The organism is Streptomyces sp. NPDC004134 (assembly GCF_042874195.1).
Classification (GTDB): Bacteria; Actinomycetota; Actinomycetes; order Streptomycetales; family Streptomycetaceae; genus Streptomyces.
This window is the reverse complement of record NZ_JBIAMS010000023.1, coordinates 101062-120399: the sequence shown is the minus strand read 5'-3', so window position 1 is coordinate 120399 and position 19338 is coordinate 101062. Positions and strand designations below refer to the sequence as shown.

Annotated in this window: 14 protein-coding genes; 2 read left to right on the top strand and 12 right to left on the bottom strand. The window is 74.5% G+C overall.

Translation table 11 applies throughout. The features are described from left to right. Nucleotides 1-46: 46 nt before the first annotated feature. The 3 genes from dapF to miaA form a co-directional block, all read right to left on the bottom strand. On the bottom strand, nt 47-913 hold the full coding sequence (gene dapF / locus ACFYVJ_RS26090; protein WP_388896004.1) for a diaminopimelate epimerase: 867 nt from the start codon (nt 911-913) through the stop codon (nt 47-49). 68 nt (nt 914-981) lie between these two features. Then, nucleotides 982-1440 (bottom strand): hypothetical protein, encoded by a 459-nt coding sequence (locus ACFYVJ_RS26085; RefSeq protein ID WP_164716222.1) that lies wholly within the window; start codon nt 1438-1440, stop codon nt 982-984. A gap of 113 nt (nt 1441-1553) precedes the next feature. Then, complete coding sequence (miaA, locus tag ACFYVJ_RS26080) at nt 1554-2492, bottom strand: tRNA (adenosine(37)-N6)-dimethylallyltransferase MiaA (RefSeq protein WP_388896002.1); 939 nt, start codon at nt 2490-2492, stop codon at nt 1554-1556. 180 nt (nt 2493-2672) lie between these two features. Between miaA and ACFYVJ_RS26075 the strand changes: the two genes are divergently transcribed. Continuing rightward, a complete protein-coding gene (locus ACFYVJ_RS26075; RefSeq protein ID WP_388896000.1) occupies nt 2673-2909 on the top strand; it encodes a hypothetical protein in 237 nt (78 codons plus the stop codon). A gap of 67 nt (nt 2910-2976) precedes the next feature. On the opposite strand, the gene ACFYVJ_RS26070 is transcribed toward ACFYVJ_RS26075, so the two are convergent. The 9 genes from ACFYVJ_RS26070 to ACFYVJ_RS26030 form a co-directional block, all read right to left on the bottom strand. After that, on the bottom strand, nt 2977-3699 hold the full coding sequence (locus tag ACFYVJ_RS26070) for a class III extradiol dioxygenase subunit B-like domain-containing protein (RefSeq protein ID WP_388895998.1): 723 nt from the start codon (nt 3697-3699) through the stop codon (nt 2977-2979). Between the two features lie 150 nt (nt 3700-3849). Further along, entirely contained in the window at nt 3850-5346 is a 1497-nt protein-coding gene (miaB, locus tag ACFYVJ_RS26065) for a tRNA (N6-isopentenyl adenosine(37)-C2)-methylthiotransferase MiaB (RefSeq protein ID WP_388895996.1), read from the bottom strand. 87 nt (nt 5347-5433) lie between these two features. Beyond that, the gene (gene hflX / locus ACFYVJ_RS26060; protein WP_388895994.1) at nt 5434-6930 is read right to left on the bottom strand and encodes a GTPase HflX; all 1497 of its coding nucleotides are present in this window, start codon (nt 6928-6930) and stop codon (nt 5434-5436) included. A gap of 183 nt (nt 6931-7113) precedes the next feature. Then, nucleotides 7114-8682, bottom strand: a complete 1569-nt coding sequence (locus ACFYVJ_RS26055) for a M1 family metallopeptidase (protein WP_388895992.1) — start codon at nt 8680-8682, stop codon at nt 7114-7116. 57 nt (nt 8683-8739) lie between these two features. Continuing rightward, nucleotides 8740-10968 (bottom strand): RelA/SpoT family protein, encoded by a 2229-nt coding sequence (locus ACFYVJ_RS26050; protein WP_388895989.1) that lies wholly within the window; start codon nt 10966-10968, stop codon nt 8740-8742. Between the two features lie 97 nt (nt 10969-11065). Further along, the gene (locus ACFYVJ_RS26045) at nt 11066-13120 is read right to left on the bottom strand and encodes an ATP-dependent DNA helicase (protein ID WP_388895986.1); all 2055 of its coding nucleotides are present in this window, start codon (nt 13118-13120) and stop codon (nt 11066-11068) included. A 40-nt stretch (nt 13121-13160) separates the two neighbouring features. Continuing rightward, nucleotides 13161-14972 (bottom strand): IucA/IucC family protein, encoded by a 1812-nt coding sequence (locus ACFYVJ_RS26040; RefSeq protein WP_388895984.1) that lies wholly within the window; start codon nt 14970-14972, stop codon nt 13161-13163. Between the two features lie 21 nt (nt 14973-14993). After that, nucleotides 14994-15779 carry a GNAT family N-acetyltransferase gene (locus ACFYVJ_RS26035; RefSeq protein WP_388895982.1) on the bottom strand — a complete coding sequence of 262 codons (786 nt, stop codon included), beginning with the start codon at nt 15777-15779 and terminating at the stop codon, nt 14994-14996. A gap of 40 nt (nt 15780-15819) precedes the next feature. Continuing rightward, the gene (locus tag ACFYVJ_RS26030; RefSeq protein WP_388895980.1) at nt 15820-17760 is read right to left on the bottom strand and encodes an IucA/IucC family protein; all 1941 of its coding nucleotides are present in this window, start codon (nt 17758-17760) and stop codon (nt 15820-15822) included. 365 nt (nt 17761-18125) lie between these two features. On the opposite strand from ACFYVJ_RS26030, the gene ACFYVJ_RS26025 reads away from it, so the two are divergent. Further along, nucleotides 18126-19307 carry a trypsin-like serine peptidase gene (locus tag ACFYVJ_RS26025; RefSeq protein WP_388895977.1) on the top strand — a complete coding sequence of 394 codons (1182 nt, stop codon included), beginning with the start codon at nt 18126-18128 and terminating at the stop codon, nt 19305-19307. Nucleotides 19308-19338: the final 31 nt, after the last annotated feature.

The following is a 19338-nucleotide window of genomic DNA, read 5'->3' as shown; positions in this document are numbered from 1 at the left end:
GGCAGAGCGGCACCGGCGGAGCAGGACGGGCCCGGGGCCCGGCGGCCTAGAGCCAGCCGGGCGCCGTGTCGCCTTCGGCGACGATGACGGCCGGGCCCGTCATCTCCACCTCGCCGTCGGGGTGTTCGGTCACCACGAGGCGGCCGCCGGGGACATCCACGGTGTACGTCTCCGGGCGGCCCGTCGCCGCCGGGTCCACCCCGTCGCGGCGGGCGGCGGCGACGGCCACCGCGCACGCGCCCGTACCGCACGAGCGGGTCTCGCCCGAGCCGCGCTCGTGGACCCGCATCGCCACGTGCCGCGGGCCGCGGTCCACCACGAACTCCACGTTCACACCCTGGGGATACGCCGACGCCGGCGCGACCCCCGGCGCCTCGTACAGCCGCCCAGCGTCCGCGAGGTCGGCGACGAACGCGACCGCGTGCGGATTGCCCATGCCGACGTTGCGCGCGGGCCAGCTCCGCTCGCCCACCGTGACCGTCACCTCGGCGTCCGGCCCGGCCGCGAGCGCCGCCCGGCCCATGCCGACCGTGAGGTCACCGTCCTTCGCCAGGTGCACCCGCCGCACTCCCGCGCGCGTGCCGACCGCCAGGTCGCCGCTCTCCGCGAGCCCGGCGTGCTGGAGATAGCGGGCGAAGACCCGCACCCCGTTCCCGCACATCTCGGCGACGCTTCCGTCCGCGTTGCGGTAGTCCATGAACCACTCGGCCTCGGCGGCCATCCGCCGCCCCTCCGGGTGCGCGTCGGACCGCACGACCCGCAGCAGGCCGTCGCCCCCGATGCCTGCCCGGCGGTCGCAGAGCCGGGCCACGGCGGCGGGGGACAGGTCGATGAGACCGGCCGGGTCCGGGACGATCACGAAGTCGTTCTCGGTGCCGTGTCCCTTGAGGAAGTGCAGTTGCGCGGTGCTCACTCCGTGATCGTAACCGGCCGCGCCGACAACGCCCCGGCGACGGGGTGGGACCGGGCTCCGGGCGCCGGTCAGCCCAGCCGGGCCACCCGCCAGACGGCCAGCGCGACGACCGCCGCCACCGCCACCGCGTACAGCAGCGCGATCCGCCAGTCGGCCCGCCGCCCCGAGCCGCGCCGCGGCAGCCCCGGCAGCGCCAGCCCCACCCGGCGCGCGGCCATCATGGCCCAGCCGGCGGCACAGCAACTGATGAGCAGCCCGAGCATCGCCACCACGGGACCGCCGCCGCCGAACTCGAAGGCCAGCGGGAACGCGAACATCAGCGAGCCCAGCGCGGCCAGCGCGACGATGGGGGCGAGCTGCCAGAAGCGGAGCAGCCGCGGCGGACGCAGTTCGCGGAACGACTCCTGGCCCACAGGCTCCGGCGCGTCGGTGAGATCCCCCGCGAGATCGTCCGCGGGCTCTGCCACGGGCCCCGCGATCCGGTCGTCCTGCGGCTCCCGTCGACTGTCACGAGGGCCGGCCTCCATAGCCACGTGCCCTCCCAACCTCCGGCGACTTTCAGGCTTCCCAGCTCGCCTCGATGATGGCACGGCGGAGAACACCCGCAATGCCACCGAGGCGTCCCGATGCCATGACGTGATCAGCCTGTAACCGACCGTTCGAGTAGGTCACACGCGGTGTCCGGAAGGCGGTCACGGTCGGCCTCCGAGCCGCTGATCCAGTGCACGCGCGCGTCGCGCCGGAACCACGTCTCCTGCCGTCGCGCGAACCTCCGGGTGGCCCTCACGGTCTCGTCCCGGGCCTCCGCTTCCGTGCACTCGCCGGCGAGGAACGCCAGCACCTGCTGGTACCCCAGGGCCCTGGCGGCGGTACGGCCCTCACGCAGCCCTTCCGCTTCCAGCCGCCGCACCTCGTCCACCAGACCGGCCCGCCACATCCGGTGCACCCGCTGCTCGATCCGGGCCGCCAGCTCCGGCCGCGGCACCGCGATACCGATCTGGACGGTGTCGTAGACGGACTCGTGCGCGGGGAGGTTGGCCGTGAAGGGGCGGCCGGTCAGCTCGATCACCTCCAGGGCCCGGACGATCCGGCGGCCGTTGCCCGGCAGGATCGCGGCGGCGGCGTCGGGGTCGGCGGCGGCGAGGCGCGCGTGCAGCGGACCCGGCCCGCCGGCCGCCAGCTCCGCCTCCAGCCGGGCGCGGACGCCGGGGTCGGTGCCGGGGAAGTCCATGGCGTCGACGGCCCCGCGCACGTACAGCCCGGAGCCGCCGACGAGCACCGCGGCGCGGCCGAGCGCGCCGAGCCGGTCGATCTCGGCGCGGGCCAGGCGCTGGTACGCGGCGACGCTGGCGGTCTCCGTGACGTCCCACACGTCGAGCAGGTGGTGCGGCACGCCCTGCCGCTCCGCGGGCGTCAGCTTGGCCGTGCCGATGTTCATCCCCCGGTAGAGCTGCATCGAGTCGGCGTTGACGATGTCGCCGCCGAGCCGCCGGGCGAGCGCGATCCCGAGTTCGGACTTGCCGGTGGCCGTGGCCCCGACGACCGCGACGACCTGGGGACGGGGGGTGGTCTCTGTCACGCGGCAAGTCTCGCAAACAACGGGACACCCCTCGAACGAGTGACGTAACGCGGTGTCCTCGAGGTCGTTTGCCGTTCCGAGGTTCCGAACGCCGGTTTACGGACCGGGCCCCCGGGCGGCGCAATGAGCCGCTCCGGGCGGCGCGGAATTTCGCCCACACGAGTCAGTTATGGAGTAGAGATGGGCGTTTTTGCCAAGCTTCTTCGTCGCGGCGGATCGAGCGGGGAGGGACAGCCCGCCAAGGAGCCGGCGCCCGCCGCCGAACCGCCGGCCGGGGAGGCCGCGGCGACCGCGGCGCAGCCGGAGGCCGCCGAGGAGCCGGCGAACGCGGAGGCCGCGGCTTCCGCGGGCATCCCGAAGCAGCAGTCGGCCGAGGGGGCCGCGGACAGCGACGCGGGCGACGAGGCCCGTAAGTAGGACCACTCCGGAAGGCGCGCGGCCCCGCACGGGGCCCGCGGCCTCCGGGCCGCCGCGGCGGCGGGCGTCAGGACCAGGTGGCCACGAAGTAACCCACGCCGTACGGCGCCTCGTTGTAGAGAAGCGCTCCGCGCAGGGCCGCGTTCTCCGCCGCGCCCGCGGCGACCTGCCAGCAGGCGCGGCCCGCGGCCTGCAGATCGGCGGCCAGCTCCGCGTCCAGCGCCGCCAGGGCGGCGGCGTCCGCGGCCCCGAGTGCGCGCGCCGCCTCGGCGTCGAAGCCGGCGGCACGCTCGTCGTAGTAGCCGGGGGCCTTCTGCGTACGGCGCGCGCTGCCGTCGCCCAGCACCAGCAGCGCCACCCGCCCGGCCCGGGCGGCGATCTCCCGGCCCGCCGCCGCGCAGCGCTTGCCCGCCGGCAGCTCGCCGACGCCCAGCCCCTCCACGGGCGCGCCGTTCCACTCCGCCCGCTCCAGCAGCCAGGCGCCCACCGCCAGCGACGGCGGCAGCTCCCGCCCGCCGGGCTCCCGCTCCGCACCGCCGGCCGGCCCGAGCCGTACCGCCAGATCCACGCCGTAGCCCCGGAAGGATCCCGCGGTTCCCTGCGGATACGGGCCCTGCCCGGACTCCTCCGCGGGCCCGGCGACGACCAGCAGGTCCGGCCGCGCCGCCGCCAGCACCCCCACGGCGTCCATACACGCCGCTCTGAGCGTCTCCAGCTCGCCGGCGGCACCCGAGGCCACCTCGGGCACCAGCAGGGGCGGACACGGGCAGCAGGCGGCGGCGACGAGCATGGGCCGCAGCCTAGCCGCCCCCGCTCCGGCGGCTTCGGCACGTCCGGGGATCACGGCTGGCTACGCCCGGGGGCGCGCGATCTACGCGCGCGTGGATCGCGCGCTCGGGGCGGGGTCGTACGGGAAGCAGGCCCCTTCGCGGGGAGCCCGTCAGTGCGCCGCGCAGCCCTGCGCCGCCGGCAGCGGATCCGGTACGCCCACCTTCGGCAGCCCCAGCAGCACGCCCGCGCCGCCCTCGTCGGGCGCCGCCTGCCGCGCCGCCCAGGCGTCGCCGGAGCGCGTGCGGCGTACCGCCCGCGGCGGGGCCTCCGCCAGCAGGTGGTGCGGCGCCGCGTAGGTGATCTCGACCGTCGCCATGTCGCCCGGCCGCACCGGCTCCTCCGGCCGCGCGAAGTGCACCAGCCTGTTGTCGGGCGCCCGTCCCGACAGCCGCCGCGTGGCGCCGTCCTTGCGGCCCTCGCCCTCGGCGACCATGACCTCCAGCACCCGGCCGACCTGCTTCTTGTTCTCGCCCCAGGAGATGTCCTCCTGGAGGGCGACCAGCCGCTCGTACCGCTCCTGCACGACCGCCTTCGGCACCTGCCCGGCCATCTCCGCCGCCGGCGTCCCCGGCCGCTTGGAGTACTGGAAGGTGAACGCCTGCGTGAAGCGCGCCTCGCGCACCACGTGCAGCGTCTGCTCGAAGTCCGCCTCGGTCTCGCCGGGGAAGCCCACGATGATGTCCGTGGTGATCGCCGCGTCCGGGATCGCGGCCCGTACCTTCCCGATGATCCCCAGGTACCGCTCCTGCCGGTACGAGCGCCGCATCGCGCGCAGCACCGCGTCCGAGCCGGACTGCAGCGGCATGTGCAACTGCGGCATCACGTTCGGCGTCTCGGCCATGGCCTCGATCACGTCGTCGGTGAAGTCCCGCGGGTGCGGCGAGGTGAAGCGCACCCGCTCCAGGCCCTCGATCCGCCCGCAGGCGCGCAGCAGCTTGCCGAACGCCTGCCGGTCGCCGATGTCGGACCCGTACGCGTTGACGTTCTGCCCCAGCAGCGTGATCTCGCTGACGCCCTCGGACACCAGCGCCTCGACCTCGGCGAGGATGTCGCCGCTGCGGCGGTCCTTCTCCTTGCCGCGCAGCGCCGGGACGATGCAGAACGTGCAGGTGTTGTTGCACCCGACGGAGACCGAGACCCAGGCGGCGTACGGGCTCTCCCGCCGCGTCGGCAGCGTGGAGGGGAACGCCTCGAGCGACTCGGCGATCTCCACCTGCGCCTCGCGGGCCACCCGCGCGCGCTCCAGCAGCACCGGCAGCTTGCCGACGTTGTGCGTGCCGAAGACGACGTCGACGTACGGGGCGCGGCTCACGATCGTGTCGCGGTCCTTCTGCGCGAGGCAGCCGCCGACGGCGATCTGCATGCCGGGCTTCGCGGCCTTCTTCGGCGCGAGCTGGCCGAGGTTGCCGTACAGCCGGTTGTCGGCGTTCTCCCGTACCGCGCAGGTGTTGAACACGACCACGTCCGCGGTGCCGGCGTCCGGCTCCGCGCGGACGTAGCCCGCCTCCTCAAGCAGCCCCGACATCCGTTCGCTGTCGTGGACGTTCATCTGGCAACCGAACGTCCTGACCTCGTACGTGCGCGGCTGTGCGACTTCCTCGGGCATGCCAGCGATCATCCAAACGGCGACGGGGGTTCACGGACGGGCCGCCGGGGGCGGCCCGTCCGTCAGTCTACGACCTCGGCTACCGCCTCAGTCGGCCTGTCCCACGGGGGCGTACCGCCTCAGCTCGGCGGCCAGTTCCTCGTGGACCAGGGCCTTGAGCAGCGTGCCCGCGGCGATGTGCTCCTCCACGAGCACCTCGCCCTCGTCGTGCACGCGCGAGACGAGCGCGCCCTTCGTGTACGGCACGACGGCCTCGATCTCGACCTGCGGGCGCGGCAGCTCCACGTCGATGAGCGCCTTGAGCTCCTCGATGCCCTCGCCGGTCGACGCCGAGACCGCGATCGCCCGCGGCTCGATGCGCAGCAGCCGCCGCAGCACGTCCGGGTCCGCGATGTCCGCCTTGTTGATCACCACGATCTCGGGCACGGACGTCGCGCCCACGTCGCGGATCACCTCGCGCACGCTGACGAGCTGCTCCTCGGGCGCCGGGTGCGACCCGTCGACCACGTGCAGGATCAGGTCGGCGTCGCCGACCTCCTCCATGGTGGAGCGGAACGCCTCGACGAGGTGGTGCGGCAGGTGCCGGACGAAGCCGACGGTGTCCGCCAGCGTGTAGAGCCGCCCGCTGGGCGTCTCCGCCCTGCGCACGGTCGGGTCGAGGGTGGCGAACAGCGCGTTCTCCACCAGCACGCCCGCGCCCGTGAGCCGGTTGAGCAGCGAGGACTTGCCCGCGTTCGTGTAGCCGGCGATGGCCGCCGACGGCACCTTGTGCCGCTTGCGCTCCTGCCGCTTGACGTCCCGGCCGGTCTTCATGTCGGCGATCTCCCGGCGGAGCTTCGCCATCTTCTCGCGGATGCGCCGCCGGTCCGTCTCGATCTTCGTCTCACCGGGACCGCGGGTGGCCATGCCGCCGCCCGCCGAGCCCGAGCCGCCGCCGCCCATCTGCCGGGACAGCGACTGACCCCAGCCGCGCAGCCGCGGCAGCATGTACTGCATCTGCGCGAGCGCGACCTGCGCCTTGCCCTCGCGGGACTTGGCGTGCTGGGCGAAGATGTCGAGGATCAGCGCGGTGCGGTCCACGACCTTGACCTTGACGACGTCTTCGAGGTGGATGAGCTGGCCGGGGCTCAGCTCACCGTCGCAGACGACCGTGTCGGCCGCGGTCTCGACCACGATGTCGCGCAGCTCCAGCGCCTTGCCGGAGCCGATGTACGTCGCGGGGTCGGGCTTGTCGCGGCGCTGCACCACGCCGTCGAGCACGACCGCACCGGCCGTCTCGGCGAGCGCGGCCAGCTCCGCCAGCGAGTTCTCGGCCTCCCGGGCCGTACCGGAGGTCCACACGCCGACGAGCACGACCCGCTCCAGTCGGAGCTGCCGGTACTCGACCTCGGTGACGTCCTCCAGCTCGGTCGACAGACCGGCGACGCGGCGCAGCGCTGCACGGTCCTCGCGGTCGAACTGATCGCCGTCGCGATCGGCGTCGGATCCGGGACTCCACGCGGCTTCGGCTTCCATGAGGGCGTCGGCACGCAGGCCTTCCGGGAGACGCTGATCGTCCTGGGGAAGGTGGGTGGGAGAAGTCATCGGATCCTTGTCTGTGAGATCGGTTCTCTGCCTCTACGACAACGCCCCGCACACCGGGAGGATTCCCCGCACGGCGGGCGTCGTGGCATCCACGATGGTCGCACGCTGCCGCACGGGCGTCACCCGCTTTACCGCCCGCGGGGCCCGCCGGAACGCCCCGGCGGGCCCCGCGGGTCCTGCGGCTCAGCGCGCCGGCTCGGCGGCCTTCCCGGGCTCGGCGGGCTTGGCGGGCGCGGCTGCCTTCCCGGCCTTCCCGGCCTTCCCGGCCTTCCCGGGCTTCCAGCCTGGGCGGCCCGGCATCGGCGGGGTGCGCTCGTCGTACAGCCAGGCGTGCAGGAAGCCCTCCAGGTCCCGGCCGGCGACCTCGGAGGCGAGCGCGACGAAGTCGGCGGTGCCGGCGGTGCCGTCCCGGTGGCGCGTCACCCACGCCCGCTCCAGCTCCTCGAAGGCCGGCGCACCGATCTCCTGGCGCAGCGCGTACAGCACCAGCGCGCTGCCGTCGTAGACGACCGGGCGGAACAGCTCCAGTTGGCCGCCGTCCGCGGGCCGCCGCGGCGCGGCCGGCGGGCCGCCTGCCCGCCGCCACCCGTCGGACTGCTCGTACGCCGTGCGCATCCGGCGCACCAGGCTGCCGCGGTCGTGCAGCTCGTCGGTGAACAGCGCCTCGTACCAGGTGGCGTGGCCCTCGTTCAGCCACAGATCCGACCACCTCCGCGGCGTCACGCTGTTGCCGAACCACTGGTGCGCCAGCTCGTGCACGAGGACGCCCTCGGCGCGCTTCGGGTACTGGGCGACGGCGCGCAGGAAATCCCGGCCGAAGACCGACAGGGTCTGCGTCTCCAGCGCGAAGTTCAGCGGCGCGTCCACGGACAGCACGCCGTACGACTCCAGCGGGAAGCGGCCCACGTGCCGCTCCATCCAGGCGATCTGCGCGGGCGTGCGGTCGACGACGGGGCGGGCGGTGCGCCGGTCGCGCTGGGGGACGACGTGGCGCAGCGGCAGCCCGTGCGGTCCGGTGCCGTGCAGCACCGCGGAGCGGCCGATGGAGACCTGTGCCAGCTCGGTGGCCATGGGGTGCGCGGTGCGGTACGTCCACGTGGTGCGCGCGCCGGCGCGCACGCGGGCCTGGCGCAGGCCGTTGGCGACGACCGTGAGGTCCTTGGGCGCGGTGACGCGGAAGGTGAAGCGGGCCTTGTCCGCGGGGTGGTCGTTGCCGGGGAAGACGCGGTGGGCGGCGTCGGCCTGGTTGGCCATCGCCAGCCCGTCCTTCGTACGGATCCAGCCGCCGCCGTGGCCGCGGGGGTCGCTGGTGTGCCGTACGGCGATGCGCAGCCGCTCACCGGGGTACAGCGTGCGCTCGGGGGTGACGACGAGGTCCTCGCCCGCGCGCGCGTGGGCGGCGGGGCGGCCGTTGACGGTGACGTCGCGGACGGTGCCGTGGGAGAAGTCGAGGTTGATGCGGGGCAGCCGCCCGGTGACGCGGGCCGTGATCTCGGTACGGGCGGTCAGAGGGGCGTCGTTGCGGCCGGGGTAGGTGAGGGCGATGTCGTAGCCGAGGACGTCGTAGCCGGGGTTGCCGAGGTGCGGGAAGAGCGGGTCGCCGATGCCGGCGGGGCGGGGCCGCGGGGCGTCCTGCGCGGTGGAGGCGGCCGGTACGGCGGGGGTCGCCGGGGCGGCGGCCAGGGTGGCGAGGACGGCGGCGGCGAGCACGGCGTGGCGCAGCGGACGGCGCGGGCGGGCGGAGCGGAGCATGCGCTACCGCTATCAGCGGGCGGCCCCCGCGTGCCGCCGGCGCGGCAGCGGTGCACTCTAACGAGTGCGGGCGCCCGGCCCGGGTGACTGCCCGTCCGCGCCCGCGGGGTGCTGGGCGCGGGAGACGTCGTACACCCCGGGCACCTTGCGCATCGCGCGCATCAGCCCCGGCAGCTCCGCCGGGTCGGGGAGCTGCAGCGTGTACGTGTGCCGGACGCGCTGCTCGTGCGGCGGCTCGACGTCGGCGGCGACGATGGCGACGCCCTCGGCGGCGATGGCCTCGGTGAGGTCGGCGAGCAGATGGGCCCGTACGAACGCCTCCGCCTTGAGCGTCACCCGCAGGTCGGCGGGCGGTGCGCCCTCGCCCGTACGCCAGTGGACCCGCAGCTCGCGGCGGCCGGCGGCGGCCATCCGGGCCACGGTGGCGCACTGCGCCCGGTGCACGGCGACGACGGTCCCGCCGCGGATGACGAAGCCGGTGACGGCGTCGGGGGGTACGGGCGTACAGCAGCGGGCGAGGCGTGGCGTGGCGTCCGGCAGCTCCGCCACGGCGGGCTCGGCGGCGCGCGGGATGCCGTCGGCCGGGGCGTCGCCGGCGGGTACCTCGCCCGCGGATACCTCGCCCGCGGGTACGTCGTCCGCCGGTACGCCGGCGGGGGTGTCGGCATCGTCGGCGGCAAGAGAGGCGGGGGCGGCCGGGACGTAGTCGGCCGGGAGGGGGATCGCCGCGTCGGCGGGCTGCGCCGCCGGGTGGTCCCCCAGCCAGCGGGTGATCGCGATGCGCGCCGCCGGCGTCTGCGCGTGGTCCAGCCACTCCGGCGCGGGCCCCGACGCCTCCGGCGCCAGCAGCAGCGTCACCGCGTCACCGTCCCGCAGCCGGGTCCCGAGGCCGGCGAGGCGCCCGTTGACGCGCGCGCCCACCAGCGTGTGCGCCGTCTCCCCGTGGCGCGCGTACGCCGCGTCCACGCAACTGGCGCCCGCGGGCAGCACCAACGGCCCGCCCGGGTCGCAGAAGACCGTGATCTCCTGGTCGGGGGCGAGGTCTTCGCGTAAGGCGGACCAGAAGGCGTCGGGGTCGGGCGTCGCGCGCTGCCACTCCAGCAGCCGCTTCAGCCAGTCGCCCACCTGCCCGGCCGCGGGCCGCGCCAGCGGGCTGGCCAGCGCCACCACCCCGGCCTCGGCGACGCGGTGCATCTGCCGGCTGCGTACCAGCGTCTCGACGATGTACCCGCGCTGGTCGGCGACGGCCGTGTGCAGCGACTGGTACAGGTTGAACTTCGGTACCGCGATGAAGTCCTTGAACTCCGCGGGCACCGGCTTGAAACACGTGTGCAACTCGCCCAGCACCGCATAGCAGTCGGCCGCCTCCGGCACCATCACCAGCAGCCGGCCGAAGTCCGTCCCGCGCAGCTCGCCGCGCTTCTGCAGCACCCGGTGCACCGAGACGATGTGCCGCGGCCGGATGGCGACTTCAGCGGTGATGCCGGCGGCGTGCAGGACGTCGCGCATCTCGGCCGCGGTCTCCTCCAGCGGGTCCGGCCGCCCCGCGTTCGCGAGCAGCAACTCACGGCTGCGCGCGTAGTCCTCGGGGTGCAGGACCGCGAAGACGAGATCCTCCAGCTCGGTCTTGATCGCCTGCACGCCGAGCCGTTCGGCGAGCGGGATCAGCACGTCGTGCGTCACGCGCGCGATGCGCACCTGTTTCTCCCGGCGCATCACGCCCAGCGTGCGCATGTTGTGCAGCCGGTCCGCGAGTTTGATCGACATCACCCGCACGTCGCTGCCGGTCGCCACCAGCATCTTGCGGAACGTCTCGGGCTCCGCGGCGGCCCCGTAGTCGACCTTCTCCAGCTTGGTGACACCGTCCACGAGGTACGCCACCTCCTCGCCGAAACCCGACCGCACCTGATCGAGCGTCACCTCAGTGTCCTCGACCGTGTCGTGGAGCAGCGAGGCCGTCAACGTCGTGGTCTCGGCGCCGAGTTCGGCCAGGATCAGGGTGACGGCCAGCGGATGCGTGATGTACGGGTCGCCGCTCTTGCGCATCTGTCCCCGGTGCGCGTCCTCGGCGAGCAGATAGGCCGTACGCAGCGTGGGGATGTCGGCGTCGGGATAGAACCCGCGGTGCGCCTTGGCCACATGCTCCAGGGCGTGCGGCAGACCGTCCCGCGAGGAGGTGCCGCCCAGCAGGGCCACCCGGCCGAGCCGGCGGAGATCGAGGCGGGCCCTGCCGCGTCGGCGGGGGCCGCCCGCCGGATTGCCCGGACTGTGGACCTCTGCGCTCAATCGGCACCTCCGGCAGCTCACCGGCTCCCGTGCCGGTACTTGATGCTACCGAGCCCATCACGCAGTGCCGTACGGCTCTCGCCCAGCGTGGTCCAGATCACCCATTCGAGCGATCGGACCTTGCGGTGGCGTCGATCGCGGCCAGCGAACGACGTACCTGGTTGCGGTCGGTCGTATACCAGAAGTCCGGCATGGAGGCGCGGAGATAGCTGCCGTAACGGGCCGTCGCCAGCCGCGGGTCGAGCACCGCGACGACGCCGCGGTCGCCCGTGGCGCGTACGAGCCGGCCTGCGCCCTGCGCCATGAGCAGGGCCGCGTGCGTCGCCGCGACGGCCATGAAGCCGTTGCCGCCGTTCTTCTCCACCGCCTCCTGCCGCGCGGTGGCCAGCGGGTCGTCGGGGCGCGGGAAGGGGATGCGGTCCATCACCACCAACTGGCAGCCGGCGCCCGGGACATCGACGCCCTGCCACAGCGACAGACTGCCGAACAGGCACGTCGCCTCGTCCGCCGCGAAGCGCTTGATCAGCTCGCCGAGCGTCTCCTCGCCCTGCAGCAGCACCGGGACGTCGAGCCGGCCGCGCAGCTCCGTGGCCGCCGCCTCGGCGGCCCGCTTCGAGGAGAACAGGCCCAGCGTGCGCCCGCCGGCCGCCTCCACCAGCTCCGTCAGCTCGTCGAGCATGTCCTTGCGCGTGCCGTCCCGGCCCGGCCGCTCCAGATGCTTGGCGACGTAGAGGATGCCCTGCTTGCGGTACTCGAAGGGGGAGCCGACGTCGAGCCCCTTCCAGACCGGGGCGCCCTCGTCGCTGCTGCCCTCCGGCGGCAGCCCCAGCGAGGCGCCGATCCCCGCGAAGTCGCCGCCCAGCTTGAGCGTCGCCGACGTGAGCGTCACCGACCGGTCGCTGAACACCTTCTCGCGCACCAGCCCCGACACCGACAGCGGCGCCACCCGCAGCGACGCCCCGAACCTGTCGTGCCGCTCGAACCACACCACGTCGAACTCCGAGCCCTGCGTGATCCGCTCGGCGACCTCCTGCACGTTCTCCACCGAGGCGAGCGCGAGCCGGCGCACCACGTCCTCGTCCTGCACGGAGGAGTCCCGGGTCCTGCCCAGCGCAGAGATGACCGTACGGGAGGCGTCCCGCAGCGCCAGCAGCGCGTACCCCAGGTCCTCGGGGACCGGCTCCAGGCGGCCCGGCAGCGCCAGCTCCATCAGCCGCTCGAAGCTCTCCGCGGCCGTCTGCAGGGCGTCCGCCACCTTCTCGTCGACGAGCTTCGCCGACAGCCGCACCGCGCGGTTGACCCGCCCCGGCGTCAGCTCGCCGGTGGCCACGCCGGTCACCCGGGAGACCAGCTCGTGCGCCTCGTCGACGATCAGCACCTCGTGCGACGGGAGCACCGGGGCGCCCTCCAGGGCGTCGATGGCCAGCAGCGCGTGGTTCGTGACCACCACCTCCGCCAGCTTCGCCCGCTCCCGCGCCGCCTCCGCGAAGCACTCAGGGCCGTACGCGCAGCGCGCCGCGCCCAGGCACTCCCGGGCCGACACCGACACCTGCGACCAGGCGCGGTCCGAGACGCCCGGCGTCAGGGAGTCCCGGTCGCCGCTCTCCGTCTCGTCCGCCCAGTCGCGCAGCCGCAGCAGATCATGGCCGAGCTTGCTCGACGGCTGCGACGACGCGCTCTCGAACGGGTCGAAGAGCCCGGCGCCCAGGTCGGGGTCGTCCTGCGGCACACCCTCGTGCACCCGGTGCAGACAGAGGTAGTTCGACCGCCCCTTCAGCGTGGCGAACTCGGGGCGGCGGCGCAGCCGCGGGTGCAGCGCGTCCACCGTCCGCGGCAGATCGCGCTCGACGAGCTGGCGCTGGAGCGCCAGCGTCGCCGTCGCGATCACGACCCGCTCGCCGTGCGCCAGGGCCGGCACCAGATAGCCCAGCGACTTGCCCGTCCCCGTCCCGGCCTGCGCCAGCAGGTGCGAGCCGTCCGCGATGGCCTCCGCGACCGCCTCGGCCATCGCCACCTGGCCCTCCCGCTCGACGCCGCCGACCGCGGCCACGGCCGCATGGAGCAGTTCACGCAGCTCGCTGCGGTCGTCGGAGCCGTCGTGCGTGGGGGAGCCGGCGCCTTCGTCGGGCGCGAGGACGTTCTGGTCTGCCATGGCACGCAACCCTAAGGGGCAGCACTGACAGTGACGGCCGTCACGTCGAGTGAAGAGGGTTGGGTACGGTGCCGTCGACGGCGGCGTGCGGGCGCCGGGCCCGGTCGCGGTAGCCGTCGAGGTAGAGCCGGTTCCGGTTCAGGCAGAGCCGGTCGATGCGCGGCGCCAGCAGGTCGAAGAGCGCGAAGCGCTCCTTCAGCTCCGGGAACCGCCGCTGGTAGCGCAGGATCTCCGCCCGTACGAGGCCGAAGAACTCCGCTTCCGGCACGCCCAGTTCGTCCGCGCACAGCGGCGCCAGATAGCGGAAGACGCCGACGAAGAGACCGGAGTGGATGAACTGCGGCAGGAACTCCGGCGGCTCCGTCAGCAGCGTGCGGCGCACGTCGCCCGGCATCCCGGCGTGCTCCGGCAGCGGCTTGGAGCTGACGTTGACGTCGTCGACGAAGTCCTTCACCGCCAGCCGCACCGGCACGTCCGCGCCGTCGAAGACCACGACGGCGTTCTCGCCGTGCGGCGAGAAGACGGTGCCGTAGCGGTACAGGAAGTGCAGCAGCGGCGGCAGCAGGGCGGCGAAGAGCCGCGCCAGCCACGCCCGGGGTGCGAGCCCCGAGCGGCGTACCAGCTCGGCCGTCAGCGAACGCCCGTCGGCGTCCGTCCACAGCAGGGCCGCCAGCGTCCTGGCCCGCTCCCCGGGGTCCAGCAGCGGGCCGACGGGCTCCCGCCAGATGCAGCCCAGCAGCTCGCGGTACTGGTACGGGACGCCCGGCAGGGAGTCGTAGAGCGGATGGCGCACCGTCACGCTCGCGGTCTCGCCGAGCAGCACGACGCGCGTCTCCTCGGCGAGGAAGGGGTCGGCGTCCCGCATGCCGTGCACCCAGCGGGTGACGGCGGGGGCGGCCAGGGTGCGCTCGGTGGGCAGGCCGCGCCAGACCAGGGTGTTGAGCACGGACAGCGGCAGCTTGACGGAACGTGCCTGCGGGCGGGTGAGGTTGAGGAACGTACGCACCGACTGCTGCGGCAGCCACATGTCGGCGGGGCCGGCGTCCGGCGGCAGCGGGATCACGAGCCCGGCGGCGACCTGCGGCGCGTAGAGCGTGGCGACGGTCTCGTCCCACTGCCACGGGTGCACGGGCAGCCACAGGTACGCGTCCGGGTCCCGGCCGGCCGCGGCGACCGCGGCGGCGAACCCCGCGCGCGTGCTGTCACCCAGCTCCTGCGCGTACAGGTCCTCGGGGCGGGCGAGGGCGGGCACGCCGCGGTACTCGGCGAGCGAGCGGTGCACCGCCAGCCACGGCAACCGCCGCGGGAGGCGGGCCTCCGGGGCGTACGCGGCGGCGTCGGCGGCGGAGAAGCCGATGCGTCCCTTGTTGGCCACCAGCCACGGGTGGCCGGTCTGGTGGCCCTCCAGCTCGGCGTACCCGAGGTCGGCGAGGCGGGCGGCGGACGGGGCGCCGCGGGCGAGGCGGACGTCGGCGGCGAGGGTGGCGGTCAGCTCGCGGATCAGGTGGCCGGTGGTGTCGCCGGCGAGCCGCAGGAGGCCGTCGTGCGCCTGCGCGAGGAAGCGCAGCGGGTCGCCGTCGGGGGTCAGGGAGCCGGGGTCGACGCGCCAGTGGCCGTACGGGCCGCGGCGGGCGGTGAAGTGGTAGGTCACCTCGTCGGTGACGGGGAGGCGGTAGGGGTACCGGCCGTCGTCGGTGTGGCCGGGACGGGGCCCGGGGCCGGATGCGGGCGCCGGGTCGGGCTCCGGGGCGACTATGCCCTCGTAGGCGAACTCGCCGAGCATCTTGGCGAGCAGCCGGCGGGCGGCCAGGTCCCAGTCGGTTCTGTGGGTGATGTTCGCGGCGTCGGACAAGGGCGTTGGCTCCTCTCCGTCCTACGGCAGGTCGGGCCGGGGCGGCCCGGGCGGGCTCGGGGGCGGGCCGGGGCGCGGTGCGGGGCCGGCGCCGGTCGCGCCGTCGCCGGCCCCGCCGCCATGGCTGTCGGTGTCGCGCAGCGCGCGCTCCCGCACCATCAGCGCAGCCCGCTTGTCGGGCAGTGCCAGCTCCTCCCGGAAGTGGAAACCGGCGTTCAGAAAGGCGGCGACCGACGGCACGTTGTGCACGTCCGGTTCCGCGAGCACCCGCTCGCACCGCGCGTCGTTGTCGAACACGAGGTCGCTGACCGCGCGGATCAGCAGGGAACCGAGTCCCCGGCCGCGGTCGGCGGGGCCGCCGAGGAGCAGATGGACCCCCGTGTCGTACGGGCGCGCGCGGTAGTACCGGGCGAGCGGGTCGCGGTCCGCGCGGTAGACCTCCCAGTAGCTCATCCGCACGCCGTCCAGGACGCCGAAGCAGGGCACGCTGTGCCCCGCTTCCCACTGCGCCCGCACATGCCGCGCGGTGACCTCGACGGGGCCCGCGAGCTTCCAGAAGGCCGCCACCGACGGATCGTTCATCCAGTGGTGCAGCAGCGCCAGGCCGTGCTCCGGCCCGACCGGGTCGACGGGCTCCAGACGGAACGGGCCGGCGGGGGTGCCGGCGGGCGTCCAGCAATTGATGTCGTACGGGACGGGTGACACGGCGGCGTCCCTGAGGAGCCGGGCGAGGCCGACGCCGAAGTCGATGGTGTCGTCGGGGAGCAGCTCCGGGTGCCTGGTGGGGGCCGGGGGATCGGGTGACACGGTGCCTCTTCTCGTCGTACGGAAGGGAGCCGAGGGGCGGTCAGGAGAGCAGCGGGTTGGGGACGGTGACGTACACGGACTGCGTGTCCACCGGGCCGACCAGCTCGTCCAGGCCGTGCACCCTGGTCAGCAGATTGGCCTTGCAGCGCAGCGTCCCGCCGCCCAGCAGCCGTTCGGCCAGCGCGCAGCGGCCCCCGCCGGCGGCGGTCTGCTCCAGGAAGCGGCGGAACGCGGCGAGCAGCACGCGCTCGTCGACCAGTTCCGCCGCGCCGAAGGCACCGACCAGGCCGAGGACGTTGTTGACGCCCACGTAGTAGGCGAAGCGCTCGTCGGTCACGTCGTCCGGTACGAACGTGTCGCTGGCGGCACCCAGGCCCGGTAGCCGGCGCTCCAGCTCGGCGCGGCGGGACTCGCGGAAGTAGTAGCCCTGGTTGTCCCGGTACCGGCCGCCGGCCGGCCAGCCGTCCGCGTCGAGGAGCAGCACGGTGTTCTGCTGGTGCGCTTCGAGCGCCACGCCTGCCTCGGTGTCCAGCCACATCACGGGCCGGACGACGACCTCCAGGTAGCGCAGGAACCACTCCGCGGCCACCGCCGCCGTCCCCTGCCCCGTACGGTCGGCCAACTGCCCGACGACCTCCTGGAGACGCGAGCGCATCGTCCCCTTCGGCGACCGCGGCACCGGGGACGTCAGCGCCGCGATGCACAGCGCGTCGTCCTGCGCGGCGAACGGCTGGTGCCGTACGACCGCGTCCAGACCCGCGACCGGCTCGCCGGAGGGAGTGTCGACGGCCAGCCACGCCGGATCCCGTACGACATCGAAGCCCGGCGCGCCCGGGAAGCCGCCGGGGAACGACGCCTGCCACTCCTTGCCGAGCCCTGCACGCAGCAGCCGGTGGACCTCCGTGCCGCGGTGCAACTCCTTGCGGAGGTTCTCGCGGCGGGAGTTGGTGATGCGCACGCCGAGGGAGAGCTTCAGCATCGCGGGCGCGCCGGGGCGGTACAGCGTCCTCACCGACGCGGTCGGGTGCCAGGGGTCGCCGTGCGGACCGAGATCCCGCAGCAGACCGGCGTCGAACAGGGCGGCGACGCCGGGGCGCTCGCGGACCTCGCGGGCCTGCCACGGGTGTACGGGCAGCGGCGTGCAGCCCGGCGGCACCTGCAGCCCGGGACCCGCCAGCCGGGCGGCCAGCTCACGCGCGGGCACGCCCTTGCCGCGCTCGGTCCACGCCGAGTCGCAGGCGAGGACGCTGTCGTGGACGGCGAGCCAGTGCAGCGGGAAACTGCCGCGCAGCTCGGGGGAGTAGCGCCGGGCCTCGGCCTCCGAAATCCCCTCGCGGCTCTTGGGCGTCGGGTGCAGGGGGTGGCCGAGGAGCAGGGACTGCTCGCCGGTCAGGAACGGGTCCGCGGTCGCGGGCGGGGAGCCGGCGCGGCGGGCGGCGAGGAACACCGCGGTGTGGCGTACGGAGTCGGCGACGCGGCCGGCGAGGTCGGCGCCGCCGGCCGGCTCGGGCGCCGTACGTGCCCCGCCGCCGGCGGCGTCCGCGGCCTGTGCGGCGGCGTACGCGGCCTCCCGGCTCAGCAGCGACGCCAGGGCCACCGCGTCCACCGGCGGCGCGTCCTTGGGGGCACCGTGCAGCACGGGCCGCCCGAAGCGGTGCCACCCGGCCGCCGACCAGTACCGCACCGGGACGCGCAGGCACGCACCGCTGGCGGGCAGCAGCAGCCGCAGCGTGCCGTTCTCCGGCTCCGCCAGGCCCTGTTCGCGCACCCAGCAGCGCAGCAGGTTCTCGGCGGCGGCCGCGTCCGCGGCGGTCCCGGCGTCCGGGTGCTCCAGCGGGTCGGGCTCGGGCTGCCCGCCGCCCTCGGCGCCGCGCCGGTACTGGCGGGGCACCGCGGGCTCGATGAGCCGGGCCAGCCGCCGGCGCACCGGGGGCCGGCCGCTGCCGGCGGGGAGTTCGTCGCCGGCGGGCTTCGCGTTCACAGACGTGCACCTCGGGATGGGTCGCGTACGGGATCGAGCGTCCCCTGGCCGCACGGAGGGGCCGGGGAGGAGGGACGAAGAACCCGGCACGGGGGGCGCGGCGGGGGTGTGGCGTGTGCGGCAGACGCGCGCGTGCACGTCCGCTGCGCGAAACGCGGGCACAGCCCCACCCCCTCGCACCGGATACGGGTCCGCATCCCCCGCCCTACCAACGACGCACCCGCCGCCGGAACACGGCCCGCCGCCAAGATCCTTGGACCCGGTGGAACCACGGGGCCAGATGCGGCCGTCCCCAACGGCACCGGCATAGTGGGGGCTCGTGTCCCGCCGGGGCACCTGTGCAGAGAAACTGGGGGATTCGATTCATGCCCGCCAACGGGAAACGTCGTATACCGAGGAAGGCGCTGGCCGCGGCGGCCCTCGCGGTCACGCTGGCACTGACAGCCGGTGCCTGCGAGGACGGCGACGGTGACAGCGGCGCCGACGACAAGCAGCAACAGCAGGAGTCGCAGGCGCCCGAGAAGGACCTGGCGCTCCCCGAGGGGATCCCGGACGCCCTGAAGAACCTCGACCTCGACAAGTGGAGGGACGGCGGCTGGGAGGACTGGGCCAAGGAGGACTGGCTGCGCGACGCGCGCGAGTTCATCAACCCGATCATCGAGGACCTCTGGGATCCCGACCGGATGTGGGACGCCGAGCAGCCGCCCAACCGGGTCGACGAGGACGACGTGTCCGAGGACCAGGGCGTCACCGACCCGGAGCCGGCGCCCGTCGAGGCCGTCGAGGCGGCCACGCCGTACGACGAGTCGCAGCCCGCCGCCGGGAAGATCTTCTTCGACACCCCCGAGGGCCCCATGGTCTGCTCCGGCACCGTGGTCGCCGACCCGGCCAACCCGGGCAAGTCCAACCTGGTGGCCACCGCCGGCCACTGCGTGCACAAGGGCTCGGAAGGCGGCTGGTGGCGCAACATCATCTTCGTGCCCTCCTTCAACCCCGAGGGCAAGACCGTCGCCGAGCTGGAGGCCGAGCAGGCGACCGAGGCCGACATCGCGCCGAAGGGCACGTTCTGGGCCGAGGAGGCCCGTACGACCGACGAGTGGATCTCCGGGGGCATGTCGCAGGGCGGCGTGGGCGCCCCGTACGACTTCGCCGTGATGAAGGTCCAGCCGAAGGACGGCGGCGGGCAGTCCCTGGAGGAGACCGTGGGCGCCGCGGTGCCCGTCTGGTTCGACGCCCCGGCCGTGAAGGACGTCGGTGACATCACCGCCACCGGCTACCCGGCGGCGGCGCCGTACGACGGCGGGCGGCTGTACTCCTGCACCGACGCGCCGGGCCGGCTGTCGATCCAGGCGTCGCAGCCCACGATGTACCGCATCGGCTGCACCATGACCGCCGGCGCCTCCGGCGGCGGCTGGACCGCCTCGAACGACGGCGAGGAGCAGCTCGTCTCCGTCACGTCCATCGGCCCGCTGCAGGCCACCTGGCTCGCCGGGCCGCGGCTGGACAAGGAGGCCCAGGCGGTCTTCGACGAGGTGAGCGGCGGCTAGCCCGCCCGTACCGTACGGCCCCGCGCTCCGG